The organism is Paenibacillus durus (assembly GCF_000756615.1).
Taxonomy (GTDB): Bacteria; Bacillota; Bacilli; order Paenibacillales; family Paenibacillaceae; genus Paenibacillus_AQ; species Paenibacillus_AQ durus.
Window position 1 is genome coordinate 922186 of the sequence record NZ_CP009288.1, and the last position, 26521, is coordinate 948706.

Genomic DNA, 26521 nt, shown 5'->3' on the forward strand with positions numbered 1-26521 from the left:
GAGCCATTGAAAAGAGGAGTGCTTAAAAAGCTGGCGTTACATGCTTCAATTGCCGGCTTGCTGTCGGGTCTGCTGACACCATACGGCGCAAGTAAGGCACGTGCGAATGAAATTGGGGATACGTTGGATTACATGAAAATTCCCAAGCTGTTGATCACGGAGCTTACGCCGGACAGTTCGAACGTGTCGGGGAAATCGGTAGACGCCTATGAGTTTATCGAGGTGTATAACAATTCAAGCCAAGCGGTTTCGTTAAAAGATTACAGTCTGCAATACCACTATCTGAATGCGAGCAATTCGGATGTGGATGCGGTCTGGCCGTTGGCTTCTTCGGCTGATAATCCGGTAATCGGAGCCCAGCAATCGGTAGTGTTATGGGTGATGAACAACGATAATACTGGGCTTACCGCCGCCGACTTTAACGGCAATTACGGCACCTCGCTGACCGAAGGCATGAACCTATTCCGTGTATCGGGTGGAGGAGGCATGAGCAACAGCGCCCCGCGAGATTTAATTCTTAAGGATGGCAGCGGGAATATTGTCGTCTCGGCTTCCTACCAAAACGATGACCAGACCCAGAAAGACAAAGGCATCTTTTATTCCTATCCGACGGGCGGAAGTACGGCCATGCTGATGGTGACGACAGGCGATTATGCGGCCGGTGCGCACGGGGCGACGCCGGGAACGGTTGAAAGCCAATTTATGCCGGAACAACCATCCGGCGAATCCGGCATAACGCTGGCCATTCAACATGTCCCTGTTATGGAAGCTGTCTATGACAGCAATCTGGAGCTTACCGCCGACGTTACGGCGAATGTATATGGCGACCCGACGAATGTAACCGCAGCCGTGTACTACAAGCTGGACTCCGAAGCTGTGTTTACCCGGCTGCCGATGAGCATTAACGCGGATAGGTCGGCGAACGATAATGTTGCTTTTGAGGCTGCGATTCCAAAGGAAAGGCTGACAGAGGACAAGCTGCAGTATTACATAGAGGCTAATGACGGATGGAGCACGAAGGATACCGATGTCTACACGGTCCAGGTGAACCTACCCGATTTTGATCCGTCCAAGGTACCGCCGCTGCTGGTAACCGAGCTTGCTCCAAATACAACCAATGTGAACAGAGCGGACGGGTACGAATTTATCGAAATTTACAACAATACGGACAAGACCATCAATCTGAAGGATTACAAAATCTATTACCGGTACACGGACTCGGGACCGGATGCGGATCTCGTCTGGCCGACCGACCGGGAGGACATGATGATCGGCCCTGGCAAGACGCTTGTCTTTTGGGTCATTAACAACGGCAATGGCAGCAAGACGGTTGCCGACTTCAACGCGAATTTCCATACTAATCTGACCCAAAATCAGGATATCTATAAAATCTATTCGGACGGTATGGCCAATGGCTCCAAGCGCGGTGTAGCGATCGGCACCAACACGCATGCGGACATTTCCGCCGCTTATTACGACGGGTCTTTGACCAATGAAACGGCCGATAACAAAGGTATTCAGTATAAGTATCCGGCCAACGGCAGCAATACCATGATTAAGCTGAGTTCCGGTACGGAGAACGCGTCCCCGGGCAGCGTTAGTTCGGGTCAAGTGCCTGAAGTGCCGGTAACGGTACCGGATGACACCGAGCCGCCGACGATTGCGGATATGACGGGCAAGAGCAGTATCGACCAGTCACAGAACCTTGCGATCGTGGGCGACGCCGGGGACAATCAAAGCGTCAAATCGGTGAAGCTGTATTATAAGACCGGCGAGCAAAATGATTATTCCAGCCGCTACCTGTATGTGGATTACAATGACACAATGTATCATTTTACTCTCTATTCACCGGATTTGATCGGCAAGTCCTCCGTGCAATACTACTACGTGGTATCGGACGGAACGCATGAGGTCACTTCGAATGTTTACACAGTCCATATAACCGGCGGGCCGGACCGGGGCGCGCTTCGGCTTAATATCAAGGACGGCGATTTGATTCGCGGCACCAAGACGGTCAAAGGAACGGCGGAGCAGGCCGGGCCGGACACCCTGCAGCTTGACATCGACGGCAAGCCGCTGACAAGCGGAACGTATCACGCAGTCGAGCAGGACGCGTTCTTCGCTTTTGACGCCAATTCGGTCAACTATTATTTCAAGAACGGCGTAACGATCGGCGATGAAATTTTATATACGTTTATGGACCCGATCAATACGTATACGACACTCTCCGTGCCGATTGCCGCCACCCGGCTGAAGGCAGGTGACAATGTGATCTCGGTCCGCGCGGGAACGAAATCCTCGCCGTTCGACGATCGTCCGGAAGAGAATAAAGACGATTTCACGGTGAAGAATATCCGGCTTGTTTTTGCGGAAGGCACCGTTGTCTATGATCCGGCCTACGCGAACCCAGCTAAAGAGATCAAAATGGGTGACAGCGCGGGCAGATTCCCGGCGGTGGATTTTCATTTCAATCTACCGGACGGGCAGTTGAAATCCAAGGCCTATGACCTAGATACGACCAAGCTGCCGGATGGCCCGCATCAAGTCACCGTTCAGAGCGCGGAATATGGACACAAGACGGTTGATTTTACGGTAGATAATATAGCTCCAGCCATTGTTCCGACCGTCGAGGACGGCAAAACGTATCGCGGCGAATTTACGCTAAATGCCGAAATTACGGATGCCCTCGCGGGCATCGAATCCACGGAAGCGGCTCTGGACGGGGAAAAGATCGAGATGCCTTATGCAACCTCTTCATCCAAGCTGAAACCGGGTAATCACACCTTGACCATCAAGGCGGCCGACAAGATCGGCAATGCCGCGGACAAGATCATTACCTTCAATGTGCCGAATGAAAATCCGCTGAAGCCGGAGCTTGTATCTCCTGTGAGTGAGCAGTCCGGCGCCGCAGGCGACCTGACGGTGAAGGTGCAGGACCCGACGAACGATTCGATGAAGGTGAGCTTCTATAAAGGCTACCTCTTCGATGGCGCGCATCGCGCGGGATTCACCGCTTACAAGAACGCATCGGAAGTGGAGCCTCCGGGGCAGCTGAAGCCGGAAGGCGAGCAGGCCTTTACGCAGGAAGAGTACAGCCTGATCGGCACCGCCGACGGGCAATATCTGAACAATGATTCGGACGAGAAATTTCCGTATCACCGGTTTGAAGTAAAGCTTGATCCTTCCATCAAAGCCACAGATTCGGTTGAGATCGACTGGCAGGGGAAATCGCTGGAGGGACGTCAGGTCAGCATGTATGCCTGGAGCCCAGTATCGAGTACGTGGGAAAAGCTGGACGGCAGGGTTGCGGGCAGCGAAGATTTTGCCTTAACCGCTGAGGTGCAGGCTGGCGACTATGCCGTGGACGGGACCATTCATGTCATTGTTCAGGACCAGATTCCGGTTAGCCAGGACCCTTACGATTTCAGCTTTGTCTGGATGTCGGATACGCAGTATTACTCTGAGAGTTATCCCGATATTTATAGAGGCAATGTGAAGTGGATTGTGGACCATAAGGATGATATGAACATCAAATATGTCATTCATACCGGAGACGTTGTTGACGAGGCCGATAAGGAATATCAATGGCAGGAAGCCGACAAGGACATGAAGGTGCTGGAGGATGCCCAAATTCCTTATGGCGTGCTCGCAGGCAACCATGACGTGTCACATCAGAGTTCCGACTACACCAAATTCTATCAATATTTTGGTGAGCAGCGTTTCAAGAGCCAGCCAACTTTTGGAGGTTCCTATCTCAATAACAGAGGCCACTACGATCTGATTTCAGCAGGCGGGAATGATTTTGTCGTTGTCTATATGGGGTGGGATATTCGCGACGAGGACATTGAGTGGGTGAACGATGTGGTGAAAATGTACCCGGATCGTAAGGCGATCCTCAATTTCCACGAGTATTTGCTTGTATCCGGGAACCGCGCTCCGATTGCGGACAAAATTTATGAACGTGTCGTTGTGCCTAACCCGAATGTCATTGCCGTATTGAGCGGGCATTATCACGACGCCGAAGAACTAGTCGATCAAATTGATGACAACGGGGACGGCGTGGCGGACCGCAAGGTGTACCAAATGCTGGCCGACTATCAAGGAGCCGAAATGGGCGGCCTCGGCTACATTCGTCTCCTGCAGTTCGATCTCAAGAATAACAAGATTCATGTGAAGACCTACTCGCCTTATTTGGACGATTATAATTTCTATGAACCCGGTGAACATCCGGGCAAGGATGAATTCGATCTGGATGCCGACCTTCAGCCGATGAAGAAACGGGTAGCCACCGACTATTTTGGAGTGAAGGTGTATACTGGAGACAAGATTGGCGAACAGAGTGATATCGCCAGCGGAAGCAACGCCACCATTCATTGGAGCGGTTTGCAAAAGGGAATGTACTACCAATGGTATGCAGTGGCCCAAGACGCATACAGCGGTTCGGCCCGCTCCGACATTTGGGGCTTCACGGCAGGCGATACCTCAAATTCGGGGCAGTCGCCAACGCCAACACCGACACCGAGCGCATCACCAACGCCGAGCGAAGCGCCGACACAGCTTCCGGTGCAGTCGACGGAGATCCCAAAACCAACAGCGACACCAACACCAACACCGACACCGATACCAACGCCTACGTCAACACCGACGCCTATTGTACAGTCTTCAACGGTTCCGGCTGCGGTTCCTTTCAAAGATGTGGACGCTAAATACGATTGGGCGAAGGAGGCAATTGGAGCGCTTACTGAGAAAGGAATTATTCATGGCACTTCCAGCACCGCATTTGAACCGGGCAAACCCGTGACGAGAGCCGATTTCATGGTGCTGCTGGTTCGGATGCTCGATCTGAAGGCCGATTTCAATTCCAACTTCAGCGATGTCCGCGCCGCCGATTATTATTATGAGGCTTTAGGCATTGTCAGACAGCTTGGCATCGCCAAAGGCGCGGGTGATGGGAAATTTAATCCTAAAGAGACCATATCGAGACAGGATATGATGGTGTTGATTATGCGCGCATTGGAAGTAACGGGCAGTCTTAAGATTTCGGGTACGGCAGCCGATCTTAACCGGTTCCGCGATCAATCCAAGATCGCCTCTTACGCGAAGGCTGCGGTGGCCGCTATGGTCAATGCCGGAATCGTTCAAGGAAGCGGCTCGGGCTTGAATCCGACCGGTACGGCAACGAGAGCGGAAACCGCACAGATTCTCTACCGGGTATACAATAAATTGAAGTAATGTATGGAAACGAGTCATAGTCAGCAGCCGCTTCCCGACTTGGGGAGCGGTTGTCTCGTTTTCCGGATGTAGAGCCTTCCCGCATCAACAGCCTTGGTTTCCAATAGCTGGATTGAATAGTTCACTATCTTTCAGTAATGTATTCTTTATACAGGAGGAGGCGGCCTAAATTGCAATCTAACACTCCGCAAATGTACTGGAATCAAGTGTTTAACCGGATACAAGACAATGAGAATCAGAATGCCCCATCATGGCTTCAGAGATACGAACCGTACCTCCAAGCGCTGCCAGGCAAGCGGGTTCTTGAAATTGGCTGCGGAAACTGAAGCGATACGCGGGTTCTTGGGGAGTATGGCTATCAAGTGACCGCCACCGATTTCTCGGAAACTGCCCTTTCCATAGTCAGGCAAAAGGCGCCGGGGGCGACCCTTGTTTTGCATGACACGCAGCAACCGATTGAGCGTTATTATTACAGCCTGGACTCCTGCAGAGAACTGTTCACGGATTGGAATGAGAGGAGTCTGTGGGAATCTGCCGATGCTTACTATGGAAAATTGAAAGTCATCATTGAAGGAATGTTCGAGCGCGTTCCATCAAAGATGAATACTGGACCGTCAGCAACCGATATAAAATGTATGACCCGATTAGAAAGCTACAACTAACAGAGGTGCGGTATGAATAATCATCAACCGGAACGCGCTGGGCTGGAGCGGCTGGAGTCGCAGGAACGGTTAAGCGGGATGCCCCCGGAGAAGCTGCTTAGTTTGGCGGGCCTTGGGAACGATGAAGATGTGCTGGACATTGGAGCAGGGGGAGGGTATTTTGCATTCTCCGCCGCGGAGCGGACGAAGGGACGCGTGTACGCGGTGGATTCCTCGCCCTTTATGCTGGATGTGCTGCGCGGCCGCGCCAAGGAAGCGGACAGAACCAACGTCGAAGTGGCCGAAGGCACTGCGGAACATCTTCCGCTGGCAGATAGCGTTGTCGATTTAGCCATTGCGTCGCTCGTATTGCATATTCTGAGTGCTCCCGAAGAAGGGATAAAGGAAATGCTCCGGGTGCTGAAGCCCGGCGGTAGAGGTCTGATTGTAGAGTGGCTGCATCCCCGCCCTGATGGGAAGCCCGGTCACCGCATTCCTCTTGAGACGATGAGACATGATCTGGAGGCCGGGGGCGCACATATAGTCAGCGTGGATTTTTGGGCCGATACGTATTACTCCATAGTTTTCCGGGCGCCTTTGCCCGCATCTTAAAGCAGGATACTTTATTCCTTGAACTTGGATTTTTGCAAATGGATGTATAATAGTTCCAAACAACCTACTGTCCAGCAAGGAGCAGGTCGGTCCTCGGGGCCAAATCATATGCATGTGTATAGCAGAAAACGGAGTTGATAAAAAAGATGTCTTTTGAACATTTATCGGGTAAAAAAGTGAAATTTGATATTGTAAATAAAAATGGCGCCGTGTTAGTGCCTGCCGACTCCGTCCTCAATGGGGATACTCTCCGTTTGCTTCAGCAGCATGAGATCAACCCCCTCGATGTTCTCGTTCAAGCTTCTGAGGTTGGAACGCCGGGTGCGGAGGTTCGAACGCCGGGTACTGCTCCTACGAAGCTGATACAGGGGGCTGCAAACTATTCCAAAGCTCTGTTCGACCGGCTTCAATTCGACCGCAAGGTGCCCCTGATTGAAATCAAGAACGGGCTGATCCCCATTGTACGCCAAATTTCCAGGCATCCCGATTTGTTGGAGCTGTTAGAGTCCGTCAAAGCCAAGGATGAATACACGCATCAGCATAATATCGGCGTAGGTGTAATATCCACCCTGATCGGGCAGTGGCTGGATCTGGAAGAGTCGGAGCTTGCGCTGCTGTCGCTGGCGGCCACCATGCATGACATCGGCAAGGTCCGGATTCCGCAAGAGCTATTGTCAAAGCCGGGAAAGCTGACGAAAGAAGAGCTGGTTGAAATGAAGCGGCACACCATCTACGGCTACGAAATACTTAAAGGAACCGTCGGGCTAAGCCCGCGTGTTATGCTTGTCGCCTTGCAGCATCATGAACGGCTGGACGGAAGCGGATATCCCTTGCATTTGAAAAAAGGGGAAATTGATTTCTGGAGCCAGATTGTCGCGGTTGCGGATGTGTTCCATGCGATTTCGTCCAAGCGGCCGCATCAGGATCCAATGCCTTTTTACAAGGTCGTAACCTTGATGCGCCAAGGCTCGTTTGGAGAACTGAATCCGGAAATTGTCTCGCTGCTTCTGGATAAATTAATTCATGGGCTGCTAGGTAAAAAAGTTGTGCTGACGGACGGGAGTTTGGCCGAAGTGGTTCACATTAACGCGCTCGACGACCTGCATCCCCTGGTTAAGATTGAGGATTCTTTGCTAGATTTAAGCCGGAACAGAGATATTCATATCCAGCAAATCCTGAGCTAGGGAATCAAGAGTACTGTATTAATAGAAACGGCTGCCTTCATGGGAAGAGGCGCGGCCGTTTCTTTTTTGTATAGGGTGGTTATCCGGCGGGGCGTGCAAGAAGAGAGCGTGTTAGAACGAGCGGTTGGTTACCATATGGCTGGCGATGGCTTTCCTTCCTGCATCATGGTATAGTGGACACGAAAAAAGCAAACAGAATGGAGAAACTTCATGAATGAACGTAAGCGTCCCGCCAAGGGAAACGCATCATATAGCAGACCTCCCGGGGCTAAAGGCTCCGGGTATAAACCGCGCTCAGAGCGGACATCGGCAGCCGCGAGTAGGGAGCATGCAGAAGAGCTCCGCACCGGAGACCGTATCGTTGTCACAGTGAAGCGGCTTGGAATTAACGGCGAAGGCATCGGATATTACCGGCGCAAGGCTGTGTTTATTGACGGGGCGCTGCCGGAAGAAGTCGTAAAAGCCGAGGTAACGCAGCTTCAGCCGAAATTCATCAAGGCCCGGCTGCTGGAGGTGGAGAAACGGTCTCCCGACCGAATCGAACCTCCCTGTCCGGTGTTCGGGATCTGCGGCGGCTGCCAGATTCAGCATATTTCCTACGAAGGCCAACTGCGGGCCAAGATGGAGCTTGTGCGTGAGGCATTTTCCCGTTATGCTGGTCTGGAAGACGTGAAGATCAAGCCGATGCTCGGAATGGAGCATCCGTGGGATTACCGCAACAAGGCCCAGCTTCAACTGAAGCGAAAGGGAAATGAAATTATCGCCGGTCTGTACGAGGCGGGAAGCCACGAGATTGTCGACATCAGCGGCTGTCCGATCCAGCACCCCAAGGTCAACAGCGCGGTGGAAAAAGTAAAATCCGTGCTGGAAGAGCTGCAGATTCCGCTTCACAAGGAGAACAGCGCCAAAGACGGCGTACGGACGATCGTCGTCCGGTACGGCTTTCAGTCCGGCCACCTGCAGGTAACGCTTGTCGCGGCTAGTGCGAGGCTGCCCCGCCAGGACGACCTGGTCCGTATGCTTCGATTGACGCTGCCGGAAGTAACCGGGATCGCCCTGAATGTCAATCCGAAGAAGACCCCGCTCATCTTCGGAGAGCGGACGTTGACGCTGTGGGGCGAAGACACGATGGAGGAATCGCTGGGCGATTTGGAATTTTCGCTGTCGCCGCGCGCCTTCTTCCAGCTTAACCCGCAAGCGACGGTCAAGCTGTACGAATCAGTACGAGCCGCCGCGGGCTTGACCGGCAGGGAGACGGTGGTCGATGCCTACTGCGGCACCGGTACGATCGGGCTGTGGCTTGCGCCTTACGCCAAGGAAGTGCGCGGCATCGAGACGATCCCGGAAGCGGTGGAGGACGCGAAGCAGAACGCGGCGCGTAACGGCCGCAGCAATGTCAGCTTCCACACCGGAGCCGCAGAAGAGCTGCTGCCCCGCTGGGCCAAGGCCGGCCTGACCCCGGACGTCATCGTCGCCGACCCGCCCCGGACGGGGCTAGATCCCCGGTTCCTGGAAGCGGTGCTGCGCACCAAGCCGAACCGGTTCGTCTATGTCTCCTGCAACCCTTCGACCCTGGCGAAGGATTGCAAGGTGCTGCTGGACGGCGGCTATGCCATCGAGTGGGTCCAGCCCGTCGATATGTTCCCGCAGACGAGTCACGTGGAGTGCGTGGTAAGGATATATCGGGAGGATGTAAAAGAATCAGGAAGATAATATACTGACTTACAATACCTCCTTCGGGAGGTTTTTTTGTGGGGGAGTATGCATTGATGTCTTATATATAAAACAAAATGTTGTGTTTAGTTTACATTATGTTTGTTTTATATTACAATGAATTCAAAGGAGGATTCCTAAGTATGCATTATTTTGGAATTGTAAATAACAAGGTTTATTTACTTCGAGCAGAGAAAAGGTGGACACAAACCGAGTTAGCAAAAGAACTAGGCGTAACGAGACAAACAATCGCTGCGATTGAAAATAACAAATTTATTCCTTCGCTTGAGCTTGCATTTGCAATAGCACATATATTTGAAAAAAACATTAATGAAGTCTTTTATTTTGAACCTTATGAAGAAGACGAGGAGGATAACAAAGATGAGTAGTTTGATATCGGTGATTATTATGTTTGGTATGTTGATAAATCTCATACTTCTTATCAGAGAAGGAAAGGATGAACGCTGGAATCGTATTACAAATAGACCGCTTAATTATGCTTTTTCTTTGCTATTTATAGGTTATACTGGTATCACATTAGTTGATACCAAGTATAACTTTAGCGTATCTACTTATAGGATGGTCTATGATTATCTTTTCGCCGGAGTATTAATAATCTATGTTATTTCGTTAATTATAGAAAAGAGAAAATTGTCTTAGATACAATAGGATTTTTAAAAATATTTGTTTGGTGTCATTCTCCCTCCCTATAATAACATGGTGGAGGTTTTTTCATGTGAAGGCACGCTTGCTGATAAACCAGTGTTGTTGAGAGGTGTTACGTATCTCTTCTCAAAATGAACTCCGGCTTCATCATATAGTCCAATGGATATATATCGTCTCTTGAAGATATCGGCACTTTGAATAAAGCTATTGGTCGTTTCTGATCTTTCTCATCTGTGTAATGAAACCCAAGCTTTTCAGGCTCTATAAGCTCAACAATAACATGATTCTTCACTCCTTCAACCATTGTATCGTGTTAGAGGCAAATCTTGTGGAAAGGTTTTATAAATGTAAAGTGCGAACATGCGATTGCTGACAGATCAATGTCATTGGAGTATTATATGACGATGGAGAAGTTCTGTCGAATAAAGGAATTTCCAGTTGGATTGTGGAATAAGTCTGATGGACTATTAGGCTGGTATTAAGGAGTGATTTTGCATGAAGTTTTATGTCGGTGTAAAGATAGTAATTGGTTTCAATACTTAGGTAGCATAAGTGGAGTAGTGAATTTGGCAAGAAACTAAAGGTGGAAGGAAAACTTCAAACCTATTTAGAAGTACTTCTATAATTAATGTATAAGAAGAAAAAATGGAGGTATACAAATGTCAAGCGCAGCACAACGTGCCGAATTACAATCTCAAATCTGGAAAATAGCCAATGATGTTCGTGGATCTGTAGATGGATGGGATTTTAAGCAATATGTTTTAGGAACGTTATTTTATCGTTTTATTAGCGAGAATTTTTCTAGCTATATTGAAGCAGGAGACGAAAGCATCAAGTATGCAGACCTTCTTGATGATATTATAACGAAAGAAATTAAAGAGGATGCCATTAAAACAAAAGGTTATTTCATATATCCGACTCAGCTGTTTGCTAATATTGCAAAAACCGCCAACACAAATGAAAGTTTGAATACAGATTTAGCTACTATATTTTCTGATATTGAAAGTTCAGCAAATGGTTATCCATCTGAACTAGATATTAAAGGATTATTTGCTGATTTTGACACAACAAGCAATAGATTAGGAAATACAGTGAAAGATAAAAACAGTCGTTTAGCTGCTGTCATTAAAGGCGTTGAAGGGCTTAATTTTGGTAATTTTGAAGATAGTCAAATTGACCTTTTTGGTGATGCTTATGAGTATTTAATCTCTAATTATGCTGCCAATGCAGGAAAATCCGGAGGAGAATTCTTCACACCGCAGTCTGTATCTAAACTTATTGCTCAATTAGCGATACACAAGCAAACAACCATTAATAAAATTTATGACCCGGCAGCTGGTTCAGGTTCACTTTTATTACAAGCAAAAAAACAGTTTGATGCTCATATTATTGAAGATGGTTTTTATGGACAGGAAATTAATCATACAACTTATAACCTTGCTCGCATGAATATGTTTTTACACAATATAAACTACGACAAGTTTAATATTGCTTTAGGAAATACGCTTTTAGATCCTCACTTTGGTGACGAAAAGCCTTTTGATGCTATTGTATCTAATCCACCTTATTCCGTAAATTGGATTGGTAGTGATGACCCAACGCTTATTAATGATGAAAGATATGCTCCTGCAGGCGTATTAGCCCCAAAATCTAAAGCCGATTTTGCCTTTGTACTTCATACGCTAAGTTACCTTTCAAGTAAAGGTCGTGCTGCTATCGTTTGTTTTCCTGGTATTTTTTACCGTGGTGGTGCAGAACTGAAAATCAGAAAGTATCTGATTGACAACAACTTTGTTGAAACGGTTATTTCATTAGCGCCTAACCTTTTTTATGGGACTTCAATAGCAGTTAATATCTTGGTTCTTTCTAAGCATAAAACCGATAATAAAACCCAATTCATTGATGCAAGTGGAATAGATTTCTATAAAAAAGCAACCAATAATAACATACTTACAGATGAACACATTGAGCAAATTATGAAAATGTTTGACAGCAAAGAGGATGTTGACCATGTTGCAAAATCCGTTGATTATGATGCAATCGTTCAACATGATTACAACCTATCTGTGAGTTCCTATGTGGAAGCAAAAGACACAAGGGAAGTCATTGATATAAATGAGCTGAATGCAGAAATAAAAACGATTGTAGCAAAGATCGACCAACTTCGTGCCGAAATTGATGACATTATTGAGGCGATTGAATCATGATTAAGCCGAATTTTATGGAGAAACTCCTTGAGGGGGTTGAGGTTGAGTGGAAGGCATTGGGGGAGGTGGCGGAACTTTATGGAGGTCTTTCAGGCAAAAATAAGGAAGACTTTGATAATGGAAACGCTCTATACATTTCATATAAAAACATATTTGATAATATAGAAATAAATTTTGATAAGCTGGAATCTGTAAAAGTGTCTGATTCAGAAAATCAACATGAAGTAAAATATGGTGATATTTTGTTTACAGGCTCATCAGAGACGGCAGAAGAAGCAGGGATGTCTTCGTCTGTTACAACAAAGTTTGAAGATAAAGTTTATTTAAATAGTTTTTCATTTGGCGTAAGATTTAATGATAATATTCTTATAATACCACAATTTTCAAAATATTTATTTCGCAGTCATTTTATGCGGACTGAAATTGCAAAGACAGCTAGTGGTGTTACGCGTTTTAACATATCTAAAGCAAGATTTAAAAAACTCCTAATCCCCATCCCACCCATTAAAGTGCAAGAAGAAATCGTCCGTATTTTGGACGCCTTTACAGAACTTACAGCAGAGCTTACAGTAGAGCTTACAGCTCGTAAAAAACAATATGATTATTACCGTGATAAGTTGTTGACTTTTGACGACGGTGAAGTTGAGTGGAAGACGTTGGGGGAAATAATAATTAAAGCATATTCTGGTGCAACACCGCTTGCAAATAATACAGAATACTATAATAACGGGAGTATTCCTTGGTTAAGAACACAAGAAGTTCGTTTTGTTGATATATATGAAACAGATATGAAAATAACAGAAAGTGCATTGATAAAAACTGCTGTTAAATGGGTTCCTGAAAATTGTGTTATCATAGCAATTTCTGGTGCTACTGCTGGTCGATCTGCAATTAATAAAATTCCACTTACAACAAACCAACATTGTCTTTGTCTAGAAATTAACGCAGAGAAAGCAAATTATAGATATGTGTTTCATTGGGTTAGCAGTCAGTACGAATATATAAAAAACCTTGGGCAAGGTGCAAGAGGAGACTTGAATGCTGGAATTATAAAATCTTTAAAAATCCCCCTCCCACCTCTTCCAGAACAAGAGCGTATTGCATCTATGTTAGATAAATTCGATGCCTTGACATCCTCTATTACCGAGGGCTTACCTCGTGAAATAGAATTGCGTCAAAAGCAATACGAGTATTACCGTAATATGCTACTTTCATTTCCGAAAAGTGAGGTAGAGGCGTAATATGGGTGTTTCATTAATTGATATTGCACAACAGTTAAAAGATAATGATAAAAAAGTTCAACTGATTTATGCTTTTAACGGAACAGGTAAAACTAGGCTTTCACGGGCATTCAAATTGTTAGTAGCACCGAAAGTAGATGGTGATACGGAGTTAGAGGAATTAGAAGTAGTTACTAAAAAAATTCTTTATTATAATGCTTTTACAGAAGATTTATTTTATTGGGATAATGATTTAGAGTTTGATGCTGAGCCAAAACTTAAAATCCATCCCAACTCATTTACAAAATGGATTTTTGAAGAGCAAGGACAAGACAGGAATATTATTTCTAATTTTCAACATTATACTGACGAAAAATTAACGCCACATTTTAATGAAGAATATTCTGTTAAAGATAAGGATGGGAATAATGTAACAGTAGGGGCTTTTACAGAAATAACCTTTTCATATGAACGTGGTAATGATGAGCGTTCCAATAACATTAAAATTTCAAAAGGTGAAGAGAGTAATTTTGTATGGTGTGTCTTCTATTCTCTGCTTGAACAAGTTACTGATGTATTAAATGTAGCTGAACCAAGTGAGAGAGAAACAAATCAGTTTGATCAACTTGAATATGTATTCATAGATGACCCAGTAAGCTCATTAGATGATAATCGCTTGATTGAGTTAGCTGTAAATTTGGCACACTTGATTAAGTCAAGTCAGTCACACCTTAAATTTATTATAACCACACATAATCCTTTATTTTATAATGTGCTACATAATGAGTTTAACAAGGGTACATTTAAAAAATATTTTCTTAAAAAAAATGAAGATGGCGAGTATGATTTAATTACCCAAAGTAATGATTCTCCTTTTTCCTATCATCTTTTTTTAAAAACCGAAATTGAAAAAGCTATTGAAACAGGTCAGTTAAAAAAGTATCATTTTAATTTCTTTAGAAATATTTTGGAAAAGACATCTACATTTTTAGGTTATGACAACTGGGGAGAGCTTCTGCCTAAAGATACAAATGGGAATATTAATCCTTATGAGACAAGAATTATTAATATATCAAGTCATTCAAAACATTCAGGGGACGAGATGGTTGATCTGACAGACGATGATAAACGTGTATTAAAATATTTAATGAATAACATTAAAGAAATGTATCGATTTAAATAAGATGAAAGAAAAGAAATATTATATAGGGGGGAAATAAATGAGCGATTTCAAACCTATCGCAGAATCAAACAACTTCATCGTTCTAGATAAATATACGAAGATAGATCAGCAAGGAACTAATTATCAAACAGAAGCTGATTTAGAACGAGAACTGATTCAAGATTTAGTGAATCAAGGTTATGAACATCTACCAAGCTTAATTACTCCTGAAAAAATGCTTGCTAATGTTCATGTGCAACTGCAAAACCTTAACAATGTACAATTTTCAGAAGCAGAGTGGACTAGATTCTGTGAGCAGTTTTTAGATAAACCCAGTGACAACCATATTGATAAAACCCGTAAAATTCATAACGATTATATTTACGACTTTGTTTTTGATGATGGGCATATTCAAAACATCTACCTAGTAGACAAAAAGAATATTGCCAACAATAAAATGCAGGTAATTTCGCAATTTGAACAAAAAGGAACGCAAGCCAATAGATATGATGTTACCATTTTAGTCAATGGCTTACCTCTAGTACAAGTAGAGCTTAAAAAACGTGGGATTGCCATTCGTGAAGCCTTTAATCAGGTTCATCGATATAGTAAAGAGAGCTTTAATTCAGAAAACTCTCTGTTTAAGTATTTACAGATTTCCGTGATTTCTAATGGGACAGATAGCCGTTATTTTGCTAATACGACTAAACGTGATAAAAACAGTTTTGATTTTACTATGAATTGGGCTAGATCAGATAATACCCTGATTAAAGATTTGAAAGATTTCACAGCTACATTTTTTCAGAAAAATACTTTATTGAATATACTACTGAAATATTCAGTTTTTGATGTGAGCGATAACCTGCTGATTATGCGTCCTTATCAAATTGCTGCCACAGAAAGAATTTTATGGAAAATTAAAAGTTCTTATCTAGCCAAAAATTGGAAAACCACTGAAAGTGGAGGTTATATTTGGCATACAACAGGTTCGGGGAAAACGCTTACGAGTTTTAAAGCAGCTCGGTTGGCTACTGAACTGGATTTTATAGATAAAGTATTTTTTGTTGTAGATAGGAAAGACTTAGATTTTCAGACGATAAAAGAGTATCAGCGTTTTTCTCCTGATAGTGTTAATGGTTCAGAAAGTACCGCAGGATTAAAGCGTAACATTGAAAAAGATGATAATAAAATTATTGTGACGACGATTCAAAAACTGAATAACCTAATTAAAAGCGAAACAGAGTTACCTATATATAATAAGCAAGTGGTATTTATTTTTGATGAAGCCCACCGTTCACAATTTGGTGAAGCTCAAAAAAATATTAATAAAAAGTTTAAGAAGTTCTATCAATTTGGATTTACAGGTACGCCTATTTTCCCAGAAAATGCATTAGGTTCTGAAACGACTGCTTCTGTATTTGGTCGAGAGTTACACACTTATGTAATTACGGATGCCATTAGAGATGAAAAAGTTTTAAAGTTCAAAGTAGATTATAACGATGTACGTCCCAAGTTCAAAACGATTGAAAAAGAACAGGACGAGAAGAAGCTATCGGCAGCAGAAAATAAAGAAGCATTACTACATCCTGAACGGATTAAAGAAATTTCTCAATATATTCTTAATAATTTTAAAATAAAAACCCATCGTTTAAATGCGAATGGAAAAGGATTTAATGCCATGTTTGCTGTGAGCAATGTTGACGCAGCCAAACTCTACTATGAATCATTAAATAACTTGCAAAAGGAAAGCAGTAAACCCCTTAAGATTGCGACAATCTTCTCCTTTGCTGCTAATGAAGAGCAAAATGCTATAGGTGAAATTCTTGATGAAACTTTTGAACCTTCAGCAATGGATAGTAGTGCAAAAGAGTTTTTAAGTTTAGCCATTAAAGACTATAATGCCATGTTTAAAACTAATTATGGAGTAGAAAGTAAGGAATTTCAAAATTATTATCGTGACCTTGCTAAACGAGTAAAAAACAAAGAGATTGATTTATTGATTGTTGTAGGAATGTTTTTAACTGGTTTTGATGCACCTACATTAAATACTTTATTTGTTGATAAAAATCTTAGGTATCATGGTTTAATGCAAGCTTTTTCGAGAACAAATCGTATCTATGATTCGACTAAAACCTTTGGAAATATTGTTACTTTCCGGGATTTAGAACAAGCCACTATTGATGCGATTAAATGTTTTGGGGATGACAACACTAAAAATGTGGTGCTGGAAAAAAGTTATAGAGAGTATATGGAAGGATTCACTGATGTGGCAACGGGTGAAGCCCGCCGTGGATATGTAGACGTAGTAAAAGAACTACAAGAGCGTTTTCCTAAAGTTGAAGATATTACTACTGAGAAGGATAAGAAAGAGTTTGTTAAGCTTTTTGGTGAATATATGCGTATTGAAAATATCTTACAGAATTATGATGAATACTCAGATCTAAAAGCTTTACAAACAATAGATATCAGTGACCCTAAGGCTTTAGAGAATTTTAAATCTACTCACTATGTAAGTGATGAAGATATAGCTGCTATGCAAGAGATTAAAGTACTTGAAGAAAGAACGATTCAGGATTATCGTTCATCATATAATGATATTCGTGATTGGCTTCGTCGTGAAAAAACAGGAAAAGAAAAAGATAATTCCTCTATTGATTGGGATGATGTTGTCTTTGAAGTAGATCTCTTAAAATCCCAAGAGATCAATTTAGATTACATTCTTGAACTTATTTTTGAAAAAAACAAAAAAGTAAAAGATAAGGGATTATTGGTTGAAGAGGTACGTCGTTTAATTCGTTCTAGTGTGGGGAACCGTGCGAAAGAAAGTTTAGTAGTCGATTTTATCAATCAAACAGATTTAGACAATTTTCAAGATAAAGCAAGTATTATTGATGCCTTCTTCTCATTTGCTCAAACTGAGCAAAAACGTGAAGCAGAAGAATTGATTAATACTGAAAATCTTAATGAAGAGGCTGCAAAAAGATATATTTTAACTTCATTAAAAAGAGAATTTGCCAGTGAAAATGGAACGGAGCTTAATGAAATTCTTCCTAAAATGAGTCCTCTTAATCCTCAGTATTTAACAAAAAAGCAGAGCGTTTTTCAGAAAATATCTGCCTTTGTAGATAAGTTTAAGGGAGTAGGTGGAAAGATTTAATAAATCTAAAATAGAAAGTACAATGTGAAGAAATGGCAGAATTCAAATATAAAGTAACTCAAATACACGGCAGATTGTCGGAATCTTCAAAGGGTTGGACAAAGGAACTGAGAAGTATAAGCTGGAACGATAAAGAAGCTAAGTATGATATCCGTGAATGGTCGCTGGATCATGAGAAAATGGGCAAAGGTGTCACGTTGTCTAAGGAAGGGATTGTTACGCTGCGGGATTTGTTGAATGGGTTGGAGTTGTAGCTCGATACACACTACAAAGACATAGAAATTGTCGCATCTTTCCGAATATTGTAAGATGGAACTGAAGGCATGATTGCCCTCGGTTCTTTTTTATTCTCACTCTTCTCGGAGGTCACATAAGATGAAGCAAAGACAAATTCGCATGTACAGTTTCAGACGGGAGTGTATTTCCGAAGGGAGAATCACTGCCGAAAAAATAGAAGATCAAATCATTTCCCTATCAGATAGTTTTCTGATGTTTGCTTGGGAGTGTTATAAGAACGAGAAGATGGTCGATCAGCAACTCATCACTGAGATCATAAAAGTGATGCTGCCCAATTCAGAAGATGCTGCCAAGTCAGAGTGGGAAAACGGACTAACGTTCAATGGTCATAAGTACTTGGCTTGGTTTGCAACGACTGGCGGCATGAAAATAGAGGATTCCGGCAAATGCGAGACATTTTTTATTCGCGAGGATTGCAGAGAATTTGCTTCCGAGTTTGAAGAGTTAATTTCCTTCGGGAAGTTTAAGGAAATCGAAGAAAGTAGAGCGAAGGTCTGTATCAACAAGGATATTCTCAGCCGGATTTCGCTTGGAGTTAGCAGTTCTAGTATGGCAGGGGACATGCCCGATATCATTGTACTGCCCCAGCCGCATTTTAGGATAACAAAGGATTATAAGACTGTTGAGAAGATTACCAAGGAAGTGGACGGTAAGAATCAGGTTGATTATGAGGTGGTTAACCATCCATTTGATGATGAGATCGATGTGTTCGATGGTGGAGCGATTGCAACTCCAGAGGTATTCTCACAAATTCAGAAATCATTGCAATTAAACTATCCCGTTGAGTTTGCCATCATCAGAGGATATGGGATCGGTATTAAAGGGATGATTACTAGGTTTGACATCATTGGATATTTGGACGATACCTATACAACAGATACGGAATATTGCCGTAAAGTGGATGGCTCCTATCAGCTAAAGGATATGTGGAACGAATGGCAAACTGTAACGGACAATACGATGTTGCTCAACGAGAGCATGGTCAAGCTTGCTAAATATTATAAAACCGAAAACGGCGAGAACTGGAGTACATACCAAGAAAGACTTGCCTCGGTTGACTCTAAGTATCAGGACATCATTGGCAAGCTGTATATTACAAAAGTAAATAAGCGTGATGAGGATATTGAAAATTACAGAAGAACAAGCTACCAATTAATCAATGCGCTTGCACTAAGCAAGGCAGATTACTATGAGTTATTAAAGGATGAAGTGAAGTCCTACAAGAAAATACTGAAACCATTCGACAAGGCTAGTGACGCAGATGAATGGATCATCAATATGGATGCAATTCGGCTGTTTTTCAAAAATATCATCCATTCAAATCATGAAGATGAAACCGAACTTCAAGAGGAAGTAAAACGTTTGAGCCAGAATGTCGCTACCAAATGCGAAGAATTGCTTCATATCTCGGAAGATTTTATTAAGCTGCGTTATGTTCGAACCACACTCGCAAGATTGATTGAAAAGCGATGCCGAGAACTCGCAAGTGGTAAATTCACAGTGAAAGCAAAGTATCAGTATATCGCTGTTTGTCCGATATCCTATCTTCATTGGGCAATGTATCGTAATCAAGGTGTGGACGGACTTCAAGCTGGACAGTTTTACAGTGCAGACTGTGAGCATGGAGATGTAAGAACGATCAACAGGAATCCGTTATGTGCATACTCAGAAGTCCATAACGTTACCTTTGTCAGGAATGCTAAGCTCGATAAGTGGCTGAGTCCTTGCAGAGAGTTGATATATTTCAATCAGCAATCGGATATTTTAGCTTTGATGTCGTCAGCAGATACTGATGGAGATGCATGTACGGTCATCGACAATGAGATGATCCGAAATGCAGTCGTTGTGCCGAAAGATGGCAAGTATTTTATCAATAAAGATGATGGTCATAAAGAGGAAATGGAGTATACGCCAAGCAACCGATTTTTGGCAACCTATAAAGCCAGTGGAAACTTGATCGGCAAGATCAGTCTTAAGGCTGCGAGTATTAATTCAGACAGTCAGCAAACGCCGGATTATTATGATACTTTGAATCGTAAATTTATCTTTTGGTATGAGGTAAAGGACTTTGAGAATAGCCAAGAGTTTGTAAAAGGCAAATTAGATAACGGCGAATGGCTCACAACCTACAAGGCCAGTGATCAGCTTAGAGAGTATATCAGGCAGCGGTTCTATGCAAATGAGAAGGATATTTATACGGTGCTTTATAATGCGATGGTGAGCATCGATGCTCCCAAGACGCTTTATTTTCCAAGCGCAGCGGATATGGAAGTATTGAATGGCAAATACGGTAGAAAGGCATATTTTTTACAGTACCGCGAGAATAAAGAAGATGTTGTTGAGAATCAGTATGAGTATACGTTTGGACTTCTGGATTGGTTTACTGGGGAGATCAAGAAGCACTTATTGGATGAAATTGAAAAAAGGCGAACAGAATTTCAAAATCGTGAGGATCTCATTCAAGGTAAATTGGTCAATGGCGATTACATTGTTGATGAATATGACGCATGTTTAAAGTCCGTTAGTGGACTTTATAGCAACTATACAGACGCTAGACAGCAAGCTGAAAATTCTTATCTCAGTCATAAGAGAAAGGAACAGAAGGCGAAGGAATACGAACAGAACAATGGTTCTTGGGATCAATTTAAGGACGATGAATATGATGCCAAAATCACAGGATTGAAAGTATTGAGGTATCAGAGATATAAAGAAATCGATGCTGAATATATTGTCCAAGCCGATACTTTGTTGAACAAATATGACATAACTACGATTGCCAATGCGATCGGTAACTTGCAGAATTGTACGGAGCATTTCATCATCAATCTCTTTTATCCCGTTTTTGAGTACCTGAACCGAAAATTACAGAGTAACAGATACGGTTATAGGAAAGATGCTGATGGAGATATTTCATTTTTGGGAGAACGATATGTGAAGGTTCCCATCGGTGCTGTAGTTAATAGCGATATCGTGCAATCGCATCATCTCGAAGAAAAGAAGCGGCTTAAGGTCATTCAGGTTAAGGCTGACATTCGAGCGCGAGTGCTGGATCATACCGTTATCGGCCTGATTAAATCAGAGTTGAAGAATCAGAAATATATCACCTTTGCGATCAAATTGGAAGATGGCAAAGTAATCTTGTCGAGAGATGAAAAGCCTATGCTGGAAGTATTTGAGGACTGGCTCCAGATCAATCAATATAATTTGCTCATGTGTAGCAGTGTTAGAGTTGAACTGTTAGTCGATGTCGCTAAAAATATGAAAAGTTTAAAATTAACGGTGACTGAAATCAATGTATAGGTGGGCAAGCTTGCGCTAAGGCTCACTAGCCCTACGTGCTAGTTCCCTTAGTGCAAGTCGTCCCGACCCACTTTTGTGGAATAGTGGATAACTATTACTATAAATTTGATGGAGGTCACAATGGACAATACAATTGTCATCACTCAGTCTCGGATGGCTGGATGGTTGATGTTTAATGGATTCGGGAAAGTAAATGAACGCTTAGATTTGAAAGATAAGAATCGGGTAATTTATATTTTCAACGACTCACCCAAATTAAGGGAAACAATGAGAAAGTATAACCAAGTCAAAGTGAATTTGATTTAGGTATAGGCAGGTGATCATAACGAATGGAGCAGCCGACACAGAAGCAGATATATCAGCATATTCCCTATGCTAAGAAGAAGGAAATCAATGGCCAGTATTCAGAATTTGTATTTAGTCTCGATATTAATTCTTACAAAATAGATGATTTAGTTGTTGATAATGAAGAGGTTAATCGACTGGCTACAGACATATCAAATCATTTCATTGCAACATTTCAACAGTCGTATGAGAAAGATGTGTCGGAAAAACAGAAACAATTCTCATATGATTGTGCGCGACTCATTTTTAGCGAATTAAAGCAGCCTGATAAAACAACAGTAATTCCGGCTAAAGCTGGGTTTGGAAAATCTACGCTAATTCTGTCCATACTCGAAACCGTCATCAATAGTCTAGGTGCATTTCGTGAAAACGAAAGCGCAGTGGATTTGGGCATGATTATCGTAAGTGATCGAATTGAAGATCTCAAAAAAACGCAGTCAAAAATCCGTGAGCGATTTGGCTACTATGATACATTCAATCAAGAGGATTGGGTTTATGTCATGGAAGGCTGGAATAAAGAAAAATGTGAAAACGGTGTGGTCGAATATTATTCGGGTTGCTGTACGACTAGTAATTGCTCGTTATATAAGGATTGCTGGGTGTATAAACAACGGTTCGAGCAAAATGATAGCCCGATTGTTGCAATGACTAACGAGAGATTCTCATATTACCGAACTGAAAAAATGGATACTCTAAACTCATACAACACGTTTCATGGAACACTTCCTCGAAAAATAATTATTATTGACGAGAAGCCTGTCCTCGAAAAGCATGTTACCGTAGATGAAACAATTTTGCTTATACTATCTGAAGCAATCAATAACATTAATGTGCGCGATCCTATTGAGGATAGTAATAACAAGATGTATTTGAAGAATGTTCTTCACGAAATTCATGGGAGACTGTTGGAACTTCAAAAAAAGCATGCCATACATCGCAGTAGGATCATCCTTAATGATGAGGATATATTTGACGAGAAGTTTTTGCAGACGTTCTCTCGCTATTTTAAATATCAATTCACAGAAGAAATAACAGCAATCCAATTGCTATTTAAATCAGGTGGACTATTTTGTCATACATCGAAACGGACGTTTTTTAAAGCGATCTTTCCGAAAGAGAAATTTCAAATTGAGAATTTTAGAACCTATATATTCGATGCTACAGGTGAAGGTGATCCTAGCTATACGGATGAGTTTATTCACTTCAACATTGATGATTACAAGGAATACTCGAATTTAACGTTTTATATTAATCTTGAAAATATGAGTAGAAACAGCATTGAATCATCGCGTAATAAATTAGACATTGCAGCCAGATGGATTAATAATAAATTTCAGGAAGCTACTTATGTAGTTTCATATAAGACTTGTGGGAAGATGAATGCTAGTCAACGTTTGACCAAGCTGCTAAAAAGCAATAAACATGTAGTTTTAGATAAGGATAAGAACGGCAAAAATGTTGTCCCGTACTTTGGCAATACAAAAGGTAAAAATCTATTTCAAAACTGCCGAAACATGGTTCAAATTGGATGGCCTCGATTACCCTCAGATGAAACAGTAGCTGCCTACATGTATACATTTGTTAATATGGAAAAGTTGAAACAACTCAGTGAGAGTGAAATGGATCAAGTACAGGGATATATTAAGTTCAATCCAACAAGCAGCAAATTTGGTCTTGATAACATCAATATTTTTGAGTTAAAGAGAATGATGGTTGATCTGGAACAAGAAGTTTTTCGAACTAAGGTGAGGGATTTTAGTTCAAACGAGCCAGTTAATATTTATCTATTCGGTGGAGATTATCGAATAAAGGAAATGATAGCTCAACGGTTTAAGGGGTGTAAATTTAGAGTTGAAGAAATTCCCGAATTTGCATTGGAGAAAAACAAGCAGAACGGCGAGGACAAAAAGGAAAAGAAGCTGTATAACTTTATAAATGAAAATTGGGATGGCCAGCCTATACTTCTGAAACAATTGCGCGATGATTTTAAGATCACTGAAACGTATTGGAGCAAGCTCATGAAAAAGAAGTTGATTAAAAATTTATTTGAAGCAAGGGGAATTAAAGCCTCAAAGTTAAAGGGCAAGGGGAAGGATAAGTATTTGCATCGTATTATCGATTCTTAACTTATACAGTTTTCTATAATAATATATATAGGAAACAGTGCAAGTTAAGGAATCCGTAATAAGCCGCATTGGGGTTGGGTGTGGGAGGGGAAACGGCGGCGAAAAACAATTCTCCGTAGTGTAGCAGCGCGAAACGTAGGAAATTGTTCGAGAGTTTCCCCTATCCCATGACTTATACAGTGCTATATATTAATAACACAGATGATGAGCCGTATTCGTATGGCTCTTTTTTGTTGTCATTTTACTGTTTCAAATTTGCACTTTTTGCAGCTGAATTTATCCTGTTCAAAACAAATCAAAGGGGAGAGATTTTAATTTGGAAATTGTAACAATTGAAGATTGGAAGAAGTTTAGGAATTTAGAGACATTGCCACAGAAGGCTGGTGTCAGCCCGAATCAGTTGGCAAAATTAGTCGCCAAGGAACTGGCTGATAACGCACTCGATCACTGTGGTCAATGTGAAGTGGGATTGCTTGAACCGAACGGATTTTATGTGAAGGATAACGGTAACGGAATTGATCCTGAACTATTGCCGGATTTATTCTCAATTAATCGTTCGTTTATGTCCAGCAAAATATTACGGATGCCAACTCGCGGTGCATTAGGAAATGGATTACGAGTCGTTGCTGGATCAGTAATTGCTTCAGGTGGTTCAATGTTTGTTTCGATCAGAGGGAAAAAGTATCAAATCCAGTTTCAGCCGAATGGGACATCTTCAGTAGAGGTTATTGGTGACTATTCGGATAATGGAACGTTGATTGAAATTCAATTCGGAAAGTCACTCACGCCTAACTTGGAATGGGCTGAGTCGGCTATTCATTATAATCGCGGCGATGAATATAAAGGAAAGTCATCGGGCTATTGGTATACATCTGAAGCGTTCTATGAATTGTGTCAAGGGTATTCAGGCAGTGTTCGTGATTTGGTTTCGGAATTTGACGGATGCACTGGTGCTAAAGCTGGAAAGGTTTCAAGCGACTATAAAGGTCAACGGGCAAACTCCCTAACGTTTGAAGATGCTGAAAAGTTGCTTGGAACGATTCGAATTAGCAGCAGACAAGTGAACCCTGATCGATTCGGTGGTATTGGTGAACTCGATGATTACGGATACTACAAGTCAGAGGGTGCTTTTACGGTTTCATCCGGTAAAGGCCAAGTTGCTGCTCAGATACCCTTCACGGTAGAAGCTTGGGTGGACTATGATACGCGAGTAGGACTTGATTTTCTTATTAACAAATCTCCAACTACGGGTCAGATGAATCTGTATCGTGGGAAGAAAGAGTTGACGCTTTCAGGTTGCGGCTTATATGAAGATATTAAAATGAAGCATGCTAATATTGTAGTCAATATCATCACGCCATATATGCCGATTGTCAGTGACGGTAAAGAACCTGATCTGAAACCAATGAAGGTTGAAATTGTAGATGCGATCAAAAAGGCGGCTAATCGTGCAAATAAGTTTACTGCAAAATTGGAAAAGAAACCGTCACAGAAGAATGTTATCTTGGACAACCTTCAAGCTGCCATTGATAAATCTAGCGGCAATGGTCGATTCCCATTCAGTCTTCGTCAATTGTATTATGCTATTCGTCCCTATGTGATTACAGAATTAGGTAAGCAGCTAGAATATAATAACTTTACTACGGTGATTACGAATTATGAGAATGAACAGGGTGATATTGCTGGACTGTATAGAGATAATCGCGGTGTACTATATCATCCTCATACGGGACAGGAGATTCCAATTGGAACGTTAACCGTTAAGGAATATAAGCGGCCTGAATGGACGTTTAATAAAATTTTGTACTGTGAAAAGGAAGGTCTGTTTCCTCTTTTGAAACAAGCTCAATTTCCTGAACGATTTGATTGTGCATTGGTTACTTCCAAAGGATATGCGAGTCGAGCGGTAAAGGATTTGCTGGATATGCTTGGTGATACAGATGAAGAATTGCAGTTTTTCTGTATCCACGATGCAGATGCTGCTGGAACTAAAATTTATGAGACGCTGGTTGAGGAAACGAAAGCTCGTCCCGGACGAAAAGTTAATGTCATCAATCTTGGACTTGATCCAGAGGAAGCCGTTGCAATGGGATTAGAAATTGAGGAGTTAGAAGCGAAAAAGGACGAGAAACCTGTTGCAGCTTATGTGCCTGAGAAATGGAAACGGTGGCTACAAACGAATCGGATTGAACTCAATGCTATGGCTTCCGATCAATTTGTATCATGGTTGGAAGGTAAAATGGAGACATATGATCAGGGGAAACTTGTACCTGATACGAATACGTTAAAACAGAAAATGGAATTAACCGTTCGCAGACGACTTGAATTAGAGATTCGAGAACGTATTCTTCGAGAAGCCAGATATGAGAAACAGGTTCAAGAGCAGATGCAATTTCTAATCCCTGCTTTACATGAGCGATATGACACATTGGCAGATGAAGTTTCAAATGTGCTGAATAATCAACGTGAACTTTTTTGGACGAATGTGGTGGAGCATATCGGAAATGATATACAACTGTGATGTGAGTAGGTAGTGCTGATTTTAAAATTTGGATTTTTCATATCAAAAAAGAGCAAGTTAAATTTCGGCTCATATTTGCAAAATTTTAAAATCAAATAGTAAATGTACAGGAACTCTGGCTACGTGCTAGGGTTCCTT

15 protein-coding genes are annotated in these 26521 nt (G+C 42.2%); all 15 read left to right on the plus strand.

The window, feature by feature from the left end; translation table 11 throughout:
- Positions 1-6 precede the first annotated feature (6 nt).
- The 15 genes from PDUR_RS04240 to PDUR_RS04315 all read left to right on the plus strand — a co-directional run bounded on the left by PDUR_RS04240 (position 7) and on the right by PDUR_RS04315 (position 26383).
- On the plus strand, positions 7-5232 hold the full coding sequence (locus tag PDUR_RS04240; protein ID WP_169744886.1) for an S-layer homology domain-containing protein: 5226 nt from the start codon (positions 7-9) through the stop codon (positions 5230-5232).
- Between the two features lie 362 nt (positions 5233-5594).
- Positions 5595-5894 (plus strand): hypothetical protein, encoded by a 300-nt coding sequence (locus PDUR_RS04245; protein ID WP_042205233.1) that lies wholly within the window; start codon positions 5595-5597, stop codon positions 5892-5894.
- A gap of 12 nt (positions 5895-5906) precedes the next feature.
- The gene (locus tag PDUR_RS04250; RefSeq protein WP_042205234.1) at positions 5907-6485 is read left to right on the plus strand and encodes a class I SAM-dependent methyltransferase; all 579 of its coding nucleotides are present in this window, start codon (positions 5907-5909) and stop codon (positions 6483-6485) included.
- 146 nt (positions 6486-6631) lie between these two features.
- Positions 6632-7669: an HD-GYP domain-containing protein gene (locus tag PDUR_RS04255; RefSeq protein ID WP_042205235.1), complete on the plus strand. Its 1038-nt coding sequence runs from the start codon at positions 6632-6634 to the stop codon at positions 7667-7669.
- Between the two features lie 210 nt (positions 7670-7879).
- Complete coding sequence (rlmD, locus tag PDUR_RS04260) at positions 7880-9382, plus strand: 23S rRNA (uracil(1939)-C(5))-methyltransferase RlmD (RefSeq protein ID WP_042205236.1); 1503 nt, start codon at positions 7880-7882, stop codon at positions 9380-9382.
- A gap of 143 nt (positions 9383-9525) precedes the next feature.
- Complete coding sequence (locus tag PDUR_RS04265) at positions 9526-9771, plus strand: helix-turn-helix transcriptional regulator (RefSeq protein WP_042205237.1); 246 nt, start codon at positions 9526-9528, stop codon at positions 9769-9771.
- Between the two features lie 936 nt (positions 9772-10707).
- Positions 10708-12255: a type I restriction-modification system subunit M gene (locus PDUR_RS04275; RefSeq protein WP_042205239.1), complete on the plus strand. Its 1548-nt coding sequence runs from the start codon at positions 10708-10710 to the stop codon at positions 12253-12255.
- A complete protein-coding gene (locus tag PDUR_RS04280) occupies positions 12252-13496 on the plus strand; it encodes a restriction endonuclease subunit S (RefSeq protein WP_218918437.1) in 1245 nt (414 codons plus the stop codon). Before PDUR_RS04275 ends, PDUR_RS04280 begins: the two co-directional genes overlap by 4 nt.
- Before the next feature lies 1 nt (position 13497).
- The gene (locus tag PDUR_RS04285; RefSeq protein ID WP_042205240.1) at positions 13498-14658 is read left to right on the plus strand and encodes an AAA family ATPase; all 1161 of its coding nucleotides are present in this window, start codon (positions 13498-13500) and stop codon (positions 14656-14658) included.
- Positions 14659-14695: 37 nt separating this feature from the next.
- Positions 14696-17794 (plus strand): type I restriction endonuclease subunit R, encoded by a 3099-nt coding sequence (locus tag PDUR_RS04290; protein ID WP_042205241.1) that lies wholly within the window; start codon positions 14696-14698, stop codon positions 17792-17794.
- A 32-nt stretch (positions 17795-17826) separates the two neighbouring features.
- Entirely contained in the window at positions 17827-18048 is a 222-nt protein-coding gene (locus tag PDUR_RS04295) for a YdbC family protein (RefSeq protein ID WP_042205242.1), read from the plus strand.
- A gap of 121 nt (positions 18049-18169) precedes the next feature.
- Positions 18170-21391 (plus strand): hypothetical protein, encoded by a 3222-nt coding sequence (locus PDUR_RS04300; RefSeq protein ID WP_042205243.1) that lies wholly within the window; start codon positions 18170-18172, stop codon positions 21389-21391.
- A gap of 120 nt (positions 21392-21511) precedes the next feature.
- The gene (locus PDUR_RS04305) at positions 21512-21697 is read left to right on the plus strand and encodes a DUF5659 domain-containing protein (RefSeq protein ID WP_042205244.1); all 186 of its coding nucleotides are present in this window, start codon (positions 21512-21514) and stop codon (positions 21695-21697) included.
- A 23-nt stretch (positions 21698-21720) separates the two neighbouring features.
- Positions 21721-23862 carry a hypothetical protein gene (locus PDUR_RS04310; RefSeq protein WP_042205245.1) on the plus strand — a complete coding sequence of 714 codons (2142 nt, stop codon included), beginning with the start codon at positions 21721-21723 and terminating at the stop codon, positions 23860-23862.
- Positions 23863-24178: 316 nt separating this feature from the next.
- Positions 24179-26383, plus strand: a complete 2205-nt coding sequence (locus PDUR_RS04315) for an ATP-binding protein (RefSeq protein WP_052410030.1) — start codon at positions 24179-24181, stop codon at positions 26381-26383.
- Positions 26384-26521: the final 138 nt, after the last annotated feature.

What these genes read in the sequence shown, in the direction of transcription:
- PDUR_RS04250 (WP_042205234.1), top strand. Translation starts at nt 5,907, where the DNA reads ATGAATAATCATCAACCGGAACGCGCTGGGCTGGAGCGGCTGGAGTCG.
- PDUR_RS04255 (WP_042205235.1), top strand. Translation starts at nt 6,632, where the DNA reads ATGTCTTTTGAACATTTATCGGGTAAAAAAGTGAAATTTGATATTGTA.
- rlmD (WP_042205236.1), top strand. Translation starts at nt 7,880, where the DNA reads ATGAATGAACGTAAGCGTCCCGCCAAGGGAAACGCATCATATAGCAGA.
- PDUR_RS04265 (WP_042205237.1), top strand. Translation starts at nt 9,526, where the DNA reads ATGCATTATTTTGGAATTGTAAATAACAAGGTTTATTTACTTCGAGCA.
- PDUR_RS04275 (WP_042205239.1), top strand. Translation starts at nt 10,708, where the DNA reads ATGTCAAGCGCAGCACAACGTGCCGAATTACAATCTCAAATCTGGAAA.
- PDUR_RS04280 (WP_218918437.1), top strand. Translation starts at nt 12,252, where the DNA reads ATGATTAAGCCGAATTTTATGGAGAAACTCCTTGAGGGGGTTGAGGTT.
- PDUR_RS04285 (WP_042205240.1), top strand. Translation starts at nt 13,498, where the DNA reads ATGGGTGTTTCATTAATTGATATTGCACAACAGTTAAAAGATAATGAT.
- PDUR_RS04290 (WP_042205241.1), top strand. Translation starts at nt 14,696, where the DNA reads ATGAGCGATTTCAAACCTATCGCAGAATCAAACAACTTCATCGTTCTA.
- PDUR_RS04295 (WP_042205242.1), top strand. Translation starts at nt 17,827, where the DNA reads ATGGCAGAATTCAAATATAAAGTAACTCAAATACACGGCAGATTGTCG.
- PDUR_RS04300 (WP_042205243.1), top strand. Translation starts at nt 18,170, where the DNA reads ATGAAGCAAAGACAAATTCGCATGTACAGTTTCAGACGGGAGTGTATT.
- PDUR_RS04305 (WP_042205244.1), top strand. Translation starts at nt 21,512, where the DNA reads ATGGACAATACAATTGTCATCACTCAGTCTCGGATGGCTGGATGGTTG.
- PDUR_RS04310 (WP_042205245.1), top strand. Translation starts at nt 21,721, where the DNA reads ATGGAGCAGCCGACACAGAAGCAGATATATCAGCATATTCCCTATGCT.